This window comes from Saccharothrix hoggarensis (assembly GCF_042678885.1).
GTDB classification, from domain to species: Bacteria; Actinomycetota; Actinomycetes; order Mycobacteriales; family Pseudonocardiaceae; genus Actinosynnema; species Actinosynnema hoggarensis.
Window position 1 is genome coordinate 1 of sequence record NZ_JBHTLK010000026.1, and the last position, 13,799, is coordinate 13,799.

Sequence of the window (13,799 nt, forward strand, 5' to 3'; positions counted from 1 at the left end):
GTGGGCACCGGGTGCTGGCGGTCGCCGAACGCGCCGACCTCGCCGCGGAAGCGCGCGCCGACGGCGACGCGGTGACCGACGACGACGTGACGGGCTTGTCGCTGCTGGGTTTCGTCGCGCTGGCCGACCCGGTCCGCGACGGCGCGCCGCCGGCCGCGGCGAAGCTGCGCGAGGCGGGCGTGCGGATCGTCATGATCACCGGCGACCACCCGGCCACCGGCGAGGCCATCGCGAGCGAGGTCAGCGGCGACGACGACATGACCGTCGTGACGGGCTCGCGGATCGACGAGCTGGCGGACGACGAGCTGGACGCCCTGCTGCCCACCGTGGACGTGATCGCCCGCTGCACGCCGTCGCAGAAGGTCCGGATCATCGAGGCGTACCAGCGGCTCGGCCGGGTGGTCGCCATGACCGGCGACGGCGCGAACGACGCGCCCGCCATCCGGCTCGCCGACGTGGGCATCGCCCTGGGCCGGCGCGGCACGCCGGCCGCCCGTGCCGCCGCCGACCTGGTCGTCACCGACGACCGGCTGGAGACGATCATCGCGGCGCTGGTCGAGGGCCGTGCCATGTGGGCGTCGGTGCGGGAGGCCCTGGCGATCCTGCTCGGCGGCAACATCGGCGAGATCGCGTTCACGGTGCTGGGCTCGGCGCTGAGCGGGCGGTCGCCGCTGACCGCCCGGCAGCTGCTCCTGGTGAACCTGCTGACCGACCTCGCGCCCGCGCTGGCCATCGCGCTGAGCCGGCCCGCCCGCGAGTCCGTGCCCGACCTGCTGCGGGAAGGGCCGACGTCGTCCCTGGGCAGCGCGTTGAACCGGGACATCACCGCCCGCGCCATCACCACGACGCTCGGCGCGACCGCCGCGTGGACGGCCGCCCGCCTCACCGGTCGGGCCCGCCGGGCGAGCACGGTCGCGCTGGCGGCCCTGGTCGGCACCCAGCTCGGCCAGACCCTCGTCACCGGCGGGCTGGACCGGTCGGTGCTCGCCGCGAGCCTCGGCTCGGCCGCCGCGCTCGCCGCGGTGATCCAGACGCCCGGCGTCAGCGGGTTCTTCGGCTGCACGCCGCTGGGCCCGGTCGGCTGGGGCATCGCCCTGTCCAGCGCCACCGCCGCGAACCTGCTCGGCCTGGTGCTGAACCCGCTCGTCACTCGACGTGCTGAGTGACCGTGCCGCGCACGAAGTGCCGCTGCGCCACCAGGAACAGCAGGACCATCGGCACGGTCGCGACCGCGCTCGCGGCGAGGACCAGCTCCCACTGCTCCTCGCCGCCCTCGCCGAACCGGTCCAGCACCGCCTTCAACCCGCGCGGCAACGTGTACAGCTCGGGTTCGCGCAGGTAGATCAACGGCTTGACGAGGTCCGTCCACGCCGCCTTCAGCTCGAACACGAACACCACGACCAGGCCCGGCTTCGCCAGCGGCAGCGCGAGCGACGTGAACAGCCGCCACGCGCTCGCGCCGTCGACCTTGGCGGCGTCGAACACCTCGCGCGGCAGGCCGAGGAAGAACTGGCGCAGCAGGAAGATGTAGAACGCCGAGCCGAACAGGTTCTGCGCCCACAGCGGGACCTGCGTGGTGGCCAGGCCCAGCGCGTGCCACTCCAGGTAGACCGGCACCATGGTCACCGCGCCGGGCAACATCATCGTCGCCAGCACCACGCCGAACAGCAGGTCGCGGCCCGGGAACCGGAACATCGCGAACCCGAACGCCACCAGCGCGCTCGCCACCGTGGCCGCTGCCGCTGCCGCCAGCCCCACCGCGACGCTGTTGCCGATCCACGTCAGCAGCGGCACGGCCTGCCACACCTCGACGTAGTTGCCCGGCGAGAACGGCCGGGGCAGCAGCGCGTTGTCGAACACGTGCGCCCGGTCCTTCAGCGACGCGCTGACCAGCCACCAGAACGGGTAGCCGAACGCCGCGGTGACGACGAGGAGCGCCGCCCACACCCCGACGCGCCTCACGACCGATCACCCTCGTAGTGCACGTACCGGCGCGACAACCGCACCTGCACGGCCGTGATGACGGCGATCACCGCGAACAGCCCCCACGCCAACGCGGACGCGTACCCCATCCGCAGCGACCCGAACGCCTCCTGGAACAGGTGGATCACGTAGAACAGCGCCGCGTCGCCCTCGGCGGACTGCTTGGCCCGCGCGCCGAAGAACATCGCGTACGCCTCGGTGAAGACCTGCAACGACGCGATCGTGTTGACCACGACGGTGAAGTAGACCGTCCCGCTGATGCCGGGCAGCGTCACGTGCCAGAACTGCCGCCACGGGCTCGCGCCGTCCAGCCGCGCCGCCTCGTACCGCTCCACCGGCACGCGGGTCAGCGCCGCCAGGTACAGCACCGCCGTGCTGCCGACCGTCCAGAGGCTCATCACCACCAGGCCCGGTTTGATCCACGCCGGGTCGGTGGTCCAGTTCGGGCCCTGGAACCCGAACCAGCCGAGGAAGCCGTTCACCGCGCCGTGCTGCCCGTTGAGCAGCAGCAGGAACATCGCCGCCAGCGCCACCGGCGGCGTCATGACCGGCAGGTACAGGATCGTGCGGAAGAACCCGCTGCCGCGCCCGGCCCGGCGCAGCAGGCTCGCCAGGCCGAGCGCCAGCACGATCTGCGCGGGCACGTGCAGCGCGGTGAAGAACACCGTGTTCCACAACGCCGTGCCGACGCGCTCGTCGACCAGCGCCTCCCGGTAGTTCTCCAGGCCGACGAACGACGGCGGCTTGAGCATGTCGTAGTGCGTCAACGACAGCCAGAGGCTGAACAGCATCGGCCCGGCGGTGAACGCCACGAACCCGATCACCCACGGCAGCAGGAACAACCACCCCGCCCGCGCCTCACGTCTGCTGACCGTCACGGCCTACCTCCCGCCCACCCGCTTGAGCGCCCGTTCCGCCTCGCGCTGCGCCTGCGCCATCGCCTCCTCCGGGGTCTGCTGCCCGACCAGCACCCGGTTGACCGCGCCCTCCCAGGCGCGCACCAGCTCGCTGCCGGCCGGGCTCGGCGGCAGGGCGAACGCCTTGTCCTGCAACGACATCACCACCGGCACGCCCTTCTCCAGGATCGGGTTGCCCTTCGGGTCGAACACCTCGCGGAAGATCCGCTCGTCGGCGTCGCGGTTCGCGGTGAACGTGCCGCCGTACGGCCGGCCGGCCTTGGCCAGCGCGTCCCGCCGCGCCGTCGCCGCCGTCACCCAGGTCCGCGTGTCGGTCATCGTGACGAGGAAGCGGCAGGCCAGCTCCGGGTGCCGGGCGCCCTTCGGGATCGCCCACGCCTGCCCGCCGGACTCGGTCAGCACCTGCCCGTCCCGGTCGGTGAACGGCGCGATCGTCACGTCGACGTCGGGGGAGTTGGTGGCCAGCGTGTTGAGGTACCAGGAGTCCATCGGCATCGCGGCGAGCTGCCCGGTCACGTACTGGTTGTTCGCGCCGAACTGGTCGAACGTGTCGCGGAACGCCTTGAACGTCGCCCAGCCGCCCTGACGGGCCACCAGGTCGGCGGTGTGCCGGACCGCCTCCACCACGCGCGGGTCGTCCAGGCGGGCGTCGGGACCGATCAGCTCGGCGCCGTTCGCCTTCGCCCACAGCGGCAGGAACTCCGGCACCTTCGGGTCGAAGCCGATGCGCTCCACCCGCCCGTCACGGACCACGGCCAGCCGGTCGGCCAGTCCGCCCAGAGCATTCCAGTCCGATGTGGACAGTGCGGCCGGGTCGAGGCCCGCGGCGCGCACCACCGGGTTGTTGACGATCATCAGCCGGACGCTGGAGAACTCCGGCAGCCCGTACACCTCGCCCTGGTAGGTGACCTGCCGCAGCGCCGCCTCCCGGAACCGGCCCAGGTCCACGCCGTGCTCGCGCACGCAGGCGTCCAAGCTCTGCACCGCGCCGCGCGCCGCGTACCCGCCGAGCTTGCGCCGCTCGGCGTAGACCAGGTCGGGCGGGTCGCCCGCGGCCACGGCGGACAGGAACTGCTGCTCGTCGAACGCGCCTTCGCTGATCCGCAGGTCGACGCCGGGGTTGGCTTCGCGGAACACCGCCACCCGTGCCGTCGCGTGCTCGTCCGGAAGGCCGAACCCCATGGTGACGAGCGCGCCGGACGTGTCCGCCCCCAGCCCGCCGCACCCGCCGACGACCAGCAACACCGTGACCAGGAGCCACCGCATGCACGCCTCCCCCCACGCCCGACGTCGCCGACGACGTCACCGAGACGGTTCCCGCGGCGACAGCCCGTCACACCAAGGTCGCCCGGTTGGCGCAAGCACGCAAAGGTTTCGTGGCCCTCACCGGTCGACCGGGACCGGCGCGCTGCACCAGAATCGGCACGTCACGCCGTCGAGCCGGGAGGTCGACCCGCCCATGAGCCCCAGCGCACCACCCGTCGGCCGTTGGGCGCACACGTGGGTGTCGGCGCCGCAGGCGGCCGAGCCGGACAACATGCCGCCCGCGCCGTTCACGCGCGACGGCGTGGTGCTCGCCGACGCCACGCTGCGGCAGACGGCGCGCGCCACGATCGGCGGCGACCGGCTGCGGCTGCGGTTCTCCAACGCGTTCGGCGGCGCGGTGCTGCCCCTCACCGCCGTGACCGTGGCCCGTCCCGTCGACGGACGCGCCGGTGTCGGCGCCGTCGAGCCGGGCTCGGCCCGCCCGGTCACGTTCCACGGGCGTGCCGGCGTGGTCGTGCCGATCGGCGCTCAGGTGGTGTCGGACCCGCTGGACTTCCCGGTCGAGCCGGAGGCGAACCTGACCGTGACGGTGCACCTGGCCGACGGGCAGGCGTCCGGGACCGTCACCTCGCACCCCGGCTCCCGGACGACCTCGCACCTCCTGGCGGGCGACCACGTCGCGGCCGACGACCTGCCCGGCGCGACCACCGCCGACCACTGGTACTTCCTCAGCGGCATCGAGGTGTGGTCCGGGCGCGAGGCGTCCGCCGTCGTCACGCTGGGGGACTCCCTGACCGACGGTCGAGGCTCCACCACCAACGGCAACGACCGCTGGCCCGACCGCCTGTCGGCCCGGCTGCGCGCCCACCCCGCCACCGCGGACGTCGCCGTGCTCAACCAGGGCATCGGCGGCAACCAGGTGCTGGGCGAAGGCCTCGGCCCCAGCGCCCTGGCCCGGCTGGACCGCGACGTGCTGGCGTTGGCCGGGGTGGCGTGGTTGGTGCTGTTCGAGGGCGTGAACGACCTCGGCACCGCCGACTCGACGCCCGACGCGCAGAAGCGGGTCGCCGACGACCTCGTGGCCGCGTACGAGCAGGTCCTGACCCGTGCCCACGCCCGCGGCGCCGCCGTGTGCGGCGCGACGATCACCCCGCTCGGCGGCAGCGCCCAGTACGACGACCCGGACGGCCACCGTGAGGCGGCACGCCAGGCGGTCAACGAGTGGATCAGGAAGGGCGGGCGGTTCGACGCCGTGCTGGACTTCGACGCCGCCGTCCGCGACCCGGACGAGCCGCGCCGCCTGCTCCCCGCCTACGACGAGGGCGACCACCTGCACCTGAGCCCGGCCGGCTACCAGGCGCTCGCGGACGCCGTGCCGCTGGAGCTGTTCACCCGGCGTCCGTGAGCCTCCGGCCAAAGCGTTGCCACGCAAAAGTTTCGTGGGTTCAGCCTGTCGAAAATGGACTGACGACGGCGTGTTCTCCCTTGCCCGCGAACCGGAACCGCCCTAGGTTTGACCACGGCACCGGTCCCGAGCCACGGAGGAACCCGCCCATGATCGACGTGCACCCCGCGTGGCTCCCGGCCTCCGCGTTCCGGTCGGTCGGCTCGCGGCGGGTCCGCGTCACCGGGGACGGACCGGTCGTCGCCACGGTGCGCGACGAAGTCCGGACCGCGGTCGCCGACCACGGTGGCGCGCTGGTCGAGGACGGCCCGGCGGACCTGGCCCTGGTGTGCGCGCCGGACGACGGCGAGACCGACCCCGAGGCGTTCGTGGTGGGCCGCGAAGGCACGACCACCGTGGTGCGCGCCGTTGACGGCGTCGGCCTGCTCTACGGCTTCCACCACGTGGTGCGGCAGGGCGAATCGGCGTTCACCGGCGACGGCGAGGCCCGGCGGCACGCGCCGCGGCAGCCGATCCGCATGCTCGACCACTGGGACAACGTGGACGAGCACCCGGTGATGGGCCAGGTCGAACGCGGCTACGCGGGCGGCTCGATCTTCTACGCCGACGGCGGCGTGCGCGAGGACCTGTCGCGCGTCCGCTCCTACGCGAGGCTGCTCGGCTCGATCGGCGTCAACCGGGTCTGCCTCAACAACGTCAACGTGCACCGCACCGAGGCGCGCCTGCTGACCGACCTGCTGCCGGACGTGGTGCGGCTGGCCGAGGTGTTCCGCCCGCACGGGATCAGGGTGCACCTGTCGGTGAGCTTCGCCGCGCCGATCACCCTGGGCGGCCTGCCCACGGCCGACCCGCTCGACCCGGCGGTGCGCGACTGGTGGGCCCACGTCACGGCCGACGTGTACGCGGCGATTCCGGACTTCGGCGGGTACGTCGTCAAGGCCGACTCGGAGGGGCAGCCGGGCCCGTTCGCCTACGGCCGCGACCACGCCGACGGCGCGAACACCCTGGCCCGCGCCCTGGCGCCGTTCGGCGGCACGGTGTTCTGGCGCGCGTTCGTCTACAACCACCGCCAGGACTGGCGCGACCGCTCGACCGACCGCGCGCGGGCGGCGCACGACCACTTCGCCCCGCTCGACGGTTCGTTCGACGCGAACGTCGTGCTGCAGGTGAAGAACGGCCCGCTGGACTTCCAGGTGCGCGAGCCGGTGTCGCCGGTGATCGCGGCGATGCCCCGCACCCGTCTCGCGGTGGAGTTCCAGGTGACGCAGGAGTACACCGGCCAGCAGAAGCACGTGTGCCACCTCGTGCCGCAGTGGCGGGAGGTGCTGGCGTTCCGGCCGTGGGGCGAGGACGGGCACACGGTGGCCGACGTCGCCGCGGGCCGGGCCGGCACGCCCGCCGGGGGAGTGGTGGCGGTGTCGAACGTCGGCGACGACCCGTTCTGGACGGGCCACCCGCTGGCGCAGGCCAACCTGTTCGGCTTCGGCAGGCTGGCGTGGGACGACCGGCTCGCGCCGGAAGCCGTGCTGGACGAGTGGATCGGCCTCACGTTCGCCGACGACTCGGTGCGGGACGCGCTGCACGGGCTGATGGACGGCTCGTGGCGCACCTACGAGCGGTACACGGCACCGCTGGGCGTCGGGTTCATGGTCCGACCGGGCGATCACTACGGGCCGGACGTCGACGGCTACGAGTACTCCCCGTGGGGCACCTACCACTTCGCCGACCGCGACGGTGTCGGCGTGGACCGCACCCGCGCCACGGGCACCGGGTACACCGGCCAGTACCCCGTGCCGTGGCGCGACCGGTACGAGTCCGTCGAGACGTGCCCGGACGAGCTGCTGCTGTTCTTCCACCACGTGCCCTACGACCACGTCCTGCACTCGGGCGAGACGGTAATCCAGCACATCTACGACACGCACTTCGCCGGCCGCGACGAGGTGGCCCGGATGGCCGACACGTGGGCCGGCCTGGCCGACCGGGTGCCGGCGGACGTGTTCGGCCGCGTCACCGAGCTGCTGGCGGAGCAGCTGCGGTGCGCGACCGAGTGGCGCGACCAGGTCAACACGTACTTCCGGCGCAAGTCGGGCGTGCCCGACAAGCACGGCCGCACGATCTACTGACCGCTACCCGCGGCGGATGACGTGCACCGCCGCCGGGGCGAGCGCCAGCTCGTCACCGGCGCGCAGGTCGTGCCCGCTCAGCAGGTCGGTCCCGTCCACCGGAACGCGCACGGTGCGGGCCTCGCCGTGGTTGAGCACGAACAGGTGGCGGACGCCGTCCGGGGTGACGCGTTCGGCGACCTCGACGTCGGGCACGTCGGCGAGCGGGCCGAGCAGGTCGTGCTCCGCCAACGTCGACCGCACCACCGACGCGACACCGGCGTCGTCCAGCAACGTGCCCACGTACCAGGCACTTCCGGCGCCGCGCACGGCTCTGGTGACGGCCGGCGTCCCGGCGTAGAAGTCGGCGCCGTAGGTGCCGCGGACCTCCGCCGCCGGCCCGCCCGGCGCCGCCTCGGGCACGATCAGCTCGAACACGTGCCGCGCCTCGTGCACCTCGCCGTCGAGCGCCACCGGGTTCACCACGTGTGGCTGCCGCGCGTCGGTCTCCTCCACCCGCAGCCCGAGCAATCCGGCGAACGGCCCCGGCACGTCGGCGAGGAACGCGTTGTCCTCCTCGTCCACCCGGCCGGACAGCGCGGTCGTCACGAACGTCCCGCCCCGCTCGACCAGCGCGGTGACCCGGTCGGCCAGGTCGCCCTTCACCATGTGCAGCAACGGCGCCACGACCACGTCGTACCGGGTCAGGTCCGCGGTCACCGGCACCACGTCGACCGACGCGTTCGCCTGCCACAACGCCCGGTGGTACGCCGTCAGCACGTCGAGGTACCGGACGTTACGGTTGGGGCCGTCGGACATCTCGACCGCCCACCAGCTGTCCCAGTCGACCAGCAGCGCCACCCGCGCCGGGGTTCGGCCGCCGAGCAGCGCGTCACCGACCCGTGCGAACTCGCCGCCCAGCTCGACGACCTCCCGGAACACCCGCGTGTCCGTGCGACCCGCGTGGTCGAGCACCGCGCCGTGGTACTTCTCGCACGCCCCGCGCGACTGCCGGAGCTGGAAATACAGGACGGCGTCCGCGCCGTGCGCGACGGACTGCCACGACCACAGCCGCAGCACGCCCGGCCGCTTCACCGGGTTGACGTCGCGGCTCGCGGTGACCGACGGCGTCTGCTCCATGACCCAGAACGGCGCGCCGTCGCGCAGCCCGCGCATCAGCCCGTGCGCCAACGCCATCCGCGAAGCCGTGCGCGACGGCGACGCGTCCTCCGGCGGGTAGTTGTCCCACGACGCGAAGTCGAGGTGCGGCGCCCACCGGTGGTAGTCGATCGGCTGGTACAGGCCCATCATGTTGGTCGTCACGGGCGTGTCCGGCACGTGCGCGCGGATCGCCGCCTTCTCCGCCACGAAACCGCCCAGCAGCGCGTCGGACGTGAACCGCCTGTAGTCCAGCGTGATGCCCTGGAACGCGGTGTGGTCCGGCCCGCGCCAGTGCTCGGACAGCGCGTTCGGCGGCGGGATCTGCGCCCAGTCGGTGAACGTGTGCGACCAGAACGCGGTGTTCCACGCGGCGTTGAGCCGGTCGAGGTCACCGTAGCGCTCGCGGAGCCAGTCCCGGAACGCCTCGCCGCACCTCGGGCACCAGCACGTGCCGCCGTACTCGTTGCCGACGTGCCAGGCGACGATCGCCGGGTGGTCGCCGTACCGCTCGGCGAGCTTCCCGGCCAGTGCCACCGACAGCCGCCGGAAGTCGGGCGACGACGGGCACGCGTTGTGCCGCTGGCCGTAGACGTGCCGGCGTCCCTCGAAGTCGACCCGGCACGCGTCCGGGTACGCGTGCGCGAGCCACGGCGGCATCGCGCCGCTCGGCGTCGCCAGGACGATCCGCACGCCCTCGGCCGCGGCCCGCTCCACGATCGCGTCCAACGTCGAGAAGTCGTACCGGTCCTCGGCGGGTTGCAGGTGCGCCCACGCGAACACGCCGACGGTCACCGTGTCGATGCCGGCCGTCGCGAACGCCGCGTAGTCCTCGTCCCAGACGTCGCGGGGCCACTGCTCGGGGTTGTAGTCGCCGCCGTAGCCGATCCGCCGGGTCACGCGGTGAACCTCTCGGTGGCGTCGCGGAGCACGGGGTCGGCGTTGCGGAGGAGGGCCAGCGTGAACGGGGACGCGAGCAGCGCGAGCACCCAGTCGGACGTGAGCACGACGAGCCCGCCGGCCGCGACCAGCAGCGAGAACGCGCCGAGCGTGCTCGCCGGCCGTGCGGCCAGGTAGTAGGACGCCAGGCGTGCGGTGTCCCGGGTGCGCAACGCGAGGGTCGACGACAGCACGAGCGCGTGGGACGACCACAGCAGCAGCGCCACCGCGATCACCACCAGCACCAGCTCGTACCCGGCGGGCACACCCGCCACGCCGAGGTTCGCGAGGCTGAAGCCGATGATCGTGAGCACCGCCAGCGCGGGCAGCCACCACCGTAGGACGTCCAGCGCGTTCAGCCGGTAGCCGCGCCAGTAGTGGCGGGCGGGGGAGAGATCCCGGTCGTTCAGGAACACCCGCCACGCGAACAGCGCGGCGGACAGCGCGGGCGCCAGCGGGGCGAAGCACAGGCCGATCAGCGGGGCGTTGCCCGCCTCCCCGACCAGGAACACCACCAGCAGCAACGGCGGCCCCGCCGTCAGCAGGAGCAGGCCTTCGACGACGAGGAACCAGTACACGACGGCCGACCAGCGGGACAGGACGCCCTTGCCGATCTCGTCCGCCGGGTCGCCGCGGCCGGGTGTGGTCGCCACGGCCGTCACCTCTCGTGCCCGGCGACGAGGCGGTCGTCGGAGCCGCCGAGCAGCCGCCGGTCGTCCAACCCGACGTGCTCCTCCGCGTGGACCGGGGCCACCTCGACGAACGTCACCTCGTGCCGCGCCAGCGCGAGGTCCAGCGCCACCCGCCCGTCCACCACAGCCTCCGACCGGTGTTCGAGCGCGGGACGGGCGCAGTCGCGCAGCACGTCCACCGTCCGCCGGTCCGGTGATCGCGGCCGGCCCAGCTCGCGCCACGCCCCGAACGCGTTGCCGTCGTGCTCGTTCACGCGTTCCCGGCGCACGAACGCGCGCGGGCCGGCCAGCGGGACCGACAGCCGCACCTCGTGCCGCTCGGGGGCGTCCGGCGCGTCCGTGCCGCCGACCGGCTGCCACGCCAGCACGGTGACGCGGCCGTCGTCGTCGACGCACACCAGGTGGTCCTCGCCGCGGGCCAGCACGTGCGTGCCCATCCGGGCCATGAACGCGTAGAGGTGGTAGGTCGGTTTCGGCACCTGGCGGTGCGTGAGCAGCCCGAACCCGCCGTGGAACAAGGAGGTCGGCACGTTCTCCTCCTCGAACACGTCGCAGAACGTCCAGTAGGAGTACGAGTCGACCAGGTCCGTGCCGCCGGTGAGCACGGGCGCGAGGTACGCGGCGTGGTAGGCGGTGTCGTGGATGGGGTTGTCCGGCCGGTACGACGAGTTGTACTCGGTGATGTGCACCGGCAGCCCGGCCAGCGCGGTGCCCGCCAGGTGCTTGCGCGGCGCGTCGAACTGCTCCAGCAGCGTCCGCGGCGGCGCCAGGGTCTGGTAGGTGCCGAACGGGACGTGCTGCGCTGGCCCGGACGAGTAGGCGTGCCTGCTGACGAAGTCGACCGGCACGTCGCGGCGGGTGACGAAGTCCGCGAACGGCTGCCACCACTCGTCCGAGCCGGGTGAGATGGCGGGACCGCCGACCTGGAGCCCGGCGTCCACGTCCTTGACGGTCCGCGCGGTGATCTCGTAGAGCCGGAAGTACGCCTCCTGGTCGGCGTCCTTCCAGAAGTGCGGGAGGTTGGGCTCGTTCCACACCTCGATCGGCCAGGTGCGCACCTCGTCCACGCCGTAGCGGTCCACGAGGTGCCGCAGCACCGCGCGCACGACCGCCGCCCACTCGTCCGGGTCGGCGGGCGGGGTGATGTTGCCCTTCCACCAGAACACGGTGTCCTCGCCCGAGGCGAGCGCCGTGGGCATGAACCCGAGCTCGACGAACGGCCGCAACCCCAGCTCCAGGAACCGGTCGAACACCTGGTCCACGTAGGTGAACGAGTACCGGACCCGGTCGCCGGACACCCGGTGCACGCCCATGTCGTCGGACAGCAGCCCGTGCCCGCGGATGTGGCGGAAGCCGATGTCCCGCTGTACCACCGCCAGGGACTCCTGGTAGTCGGCGCGCAGCGCGAGGTTCAACCGACCGGTCCCCACGCAGTGCCGCCACGACCCGGACAGGCGGCCAACCGGCTCACCAGGCACAACCGTGCGGTCCACAACCCCTCCACCCACCACCACGACACCCCTGCCACGGACCCACGCCGCCGGGTCGCGTCGGTCGTTCGCGACTCATTTCCCGGCGATCACGCTTTTCGATCGCTGGGAAATCAGTCGCGAACGACCGACTTCCGAGCGACCCGGCCGCCGTCTGCGGAGTAGCGGCCAAAGATCCAGCTCGCTGGGAAATCAGTCGCTAACGACCGACGTCCCAGCGACCCGGCCCGCCGTCTGCGGAGCAGCGGCAATTCAACTCAGCCGTTCTTCTTCTTGTAGCGGTCGTACGCGCTGTTCACCAGCTGCATGTACTCGCTCATGCCCTTGGCGTCCAGCTCCTTGACGTAAGCGTCCCAGGTGGACATGTCACGGCTGCCGAGGATGAACTGGAGCGTCGACTGCGTGACGTAGTCCTTCAGCGGCGACTCCCACAGCGTGGCCCGCTCGCGCTCGACCTCGTCGAACGGCGCCGGCGGGGCCAGCGGCAGGACCTTCTTGTTCGCCATGGTCTTCTGGAAGGCGATCTCCTCCTCGGTGAACATCGACTGGAGCAGCTCGGTGGAGCCGCCGTAGGCGAACACGCCGCCCTGGAAGCCGAAGTCGCGCTGGAGGTTCTTGGGCGCGCCCGCGTTCATGCCGCCGAAGGCGATGTCCGACTTGAGGGCCCGCTTGCCGCCGTCCTTGTCGTAGGTGGTGCCCAGCACGCCCCACTTGGCGAACTCCTGGCCCTCGTCGGAGTACCACAGCCAGTCGATGAACTGCATGGTCGCCACGAACTTGTCGCTCTCGGCGGCCTTGGCCGAGATCATCAGGCCGTTCTCCAGCCGCGTGCCGCGGATGACGTCACCCTTCGGCCCGGCGGGCAGCGGGATCTTCGCGACGGTCGCGCCGGGGATCTTCGCGATGTTGGGCCGGTAGTCGTTCACGATGTTCTGCGCGTTGCTGCTGATCGCGAACGACTTGCCGCCGGCGAACTTCTGGATCGCCGCGTCGTCCTTCTGCGTGAAGCTCTCCGGGTCCATCAGGCCCTCCGCGACGAGCTTGCGGAAGAACTCGACGAGCTGCTTGTACTCGGGCGTGACGCCGGTGAAGTCGAACTTCTGCGCCGACTCGTTCCACGTCGTGTTCTTGACGTAGCCCCAGCCGGCCTGGGTGCCGAACGTCTGGCCGGCGTAGTTCAGGATCGACTTGCCCTCGAACCGGTCGGAGAGCGGGTAGCTGTCCGGGTTCGCGGCCTTGATCGCCTTGAGGACGGTGTAGACCTCGTCCCAGTTCTTCGGCGTGGAGAGGTTGAGGCGGGCCAGCTCGTCGGTGCGGAACGCGAGCGAGTAGTCCTGCCACACGTTCTCGTGCACGCCGGGCAGGAGGTAGAACTTGCCGTCCTCCTGGCGCAGCGTGTTCAGCTCCGGCTGGAGCTTCCACTTCTCGATCTTGTCCTTGAAGTGCGGCATCAGGTCGATGTAGTCGCTCACCGGCAGGATGGCGCCGGACGACACGAACGCCTCCTCCTGACCCGGGTAGGTCTTGGACAGGATCGTCGGCGCGTTGCCCGAGCTGATCAGCAGCCCGCGCTTCTGGTCGTAGTCGCTGTACGGCACGACCGTCGGCTTGAGCGTGACGTTGGTCCGCTTGGTGATCTCGGACCACAGCAGCCAGTCGTTCTTCAGCGGGTAGTGCGCCTGGTCGAGGTAGAGCAGGCTCACGTCCAGCGGCTCGGTGGCCTTGAACTGGTCGCCGGCCTTGTACTCGGCCATCGCAGCGGCCTTCTTGCCGTCGAGGTTGAGGCCGCCGGCGGCCGGGTCCTCGTCGCTGCACGCCGCCGTGCCGACCACGAGGCTGCCTGCCAC

General features: G+C 72.2%; 10 protein-coding genes. 3 read left to right on the top strand and 7 right to left on the bottom strand.

From position 1 onward, the window contains the following. Positions 1–1,166: HAD-IC family P-type ATPase (locus tag ACFQ3T_RS07960; protein ID WP_380721834.1), on the top strand; the 1,166-nt coding region annotated here is incomplete at its 5' end. Here ACFQ3T_RS07960 and ACFQ3T_RS07965 read toward each other — a convergent pair. Genes ACFQ3T_RS07965 through ACFQ3T_RS07975 form a run of 3 tightly spaced genes read right to left on the bottom strand, consistent with a single transcriptional unit; the run spans position 1,147 to position 4,166 of the window. After that, positions 1,147–1,962 (bottom strand): carbohydrate ABC transporter permease, encoded by an 816-nt coding sequence (locus ACFQ3T_RS07965; RefSeq protein ID WP_380721836.1) that lies wholly within the window; start codon positions 1,960–1,962, stop codon positions 1,147–1,149. The two genes, ACFQ3T_RS07960 and ACFQ3T_RS07965, sit on opposite strands and share 20 nt — an antisense overlap. Continuing rightward, on the bottom strand, positions 1,959–2,861 hold the full coding sequence (locus ACFQ3T_RS07970; RefSeq protein ID WP_380721838.1) for a carbohydrate ABC transporter permease: 903 nt from the start codon (positions 2,859–2,861) through the stop codon (positions 1,959–1,961). The genes ACFQ3T_RS07965 and ACFQ3T_RS07970 overlap by 4 nt, the downstream gene beginning before the upstream one ends. 3 nt (positions 2,862–2,864) lie before the next feature. Beyond that, on the bottom strand, positions 2,865–4,166 hold the full coding sequence (locus tag ACFQ3T_RS07975; RefSeq protein WP_380721840.1) for an extracellular solute-binding protein: 1,302 nt from the start codon (positions 4,164–4,166) through the stop codon (positions 2,865–2,867). A 193-nt stretch (positions 4,167–4,359) separates the two neighbouring features. Between ACFQ3T_RS07975 and ACFQ3T_RS07980 the strand changes: the two genes are divergently transcribed. Continuing rightward, positions 4,360–5,571 carry an SGNH/GDSL hydrolase family protein gene (locus tag ACFQ3T_RS07980; protein WP_380721842.1) on the top strand — a complete coding sequence of 404 codons (1,212 nt, stop codon included), beginning with the start codon at positions 4,360–4,362 and terminating at the stop codon, positions 5,569–5,571. 149 nt (positions 5,572–5,720) lie between these two features. Further along, positions 5,721–7,694: an alpha-glucuronidase gene (locus tag ACFQ3T_RS07985; protein ID WP_380721844.1), complete on the top strand. Its 1,974-nt coding sequence runs from the start codon at positions 5,721–5,723 to the stop codon at positions 7,692–7,694. 3 nt (positions 7,695–7,697) lie between these two features. On the opposite strand, the gene ACFQ3T_RS07990 is transcribed toward ACFQ3T_RS07985, so the two are convergent. From ACFQ3T_RS07990 to ACFQ3T_RS08005, 4 genes are all read right to left on the bottom strand, one after another. Next, entirely contained in the window at positions 7,698–9,731 is a 2,034-nt protein-coding gene (locus ACFQ3T_RS07990) for a beta-galactosidase (RefSeq protein ID WP_380721846.1), read from the bottom strand. Continuing rightward, entirely contained in the window at positions 9,728–10,423 is a 696-nt protein-coding gene (locus tag ACFQ3T_RS07995) for a glycosyl transferase (RefSeq protein WP_380721848.1), read from the bottom strand. The genes ACFQ3T_RS07990 and ACFQ3T_RS07995 overlap by 4 nt, the downstream gene beginning before the upstream one ends. A 5-nt stretch (positions 10,424–10,428) precedes the next feature. Next, positions 10,429–11,976 carry a GH39 family glycosyl hydrolase gene (locus tag ACFQ3T_RS08000; RefSeq protein ID WP_380721850.1) on the bottom strand — a complete coding sequence of 516 codons (1,548 nt, stop codon included), beginning with the start codon at positions 11,974–11,976 and terminating at the stop codon, positions 10,429–10,431. A 233-nt stretch (positions 11,977–12,209) separates the two neighbouring features. Then, positions 12,210–13,799, bottom strand: coding sequence for an ABC transporter substrate-binding protein (locus tag ACFQ3T_RS08005; protein WP_380721852.1), 1,590 nt, complete (start codon positions 13,797–13,799; stop codon positions 12,210–12,212).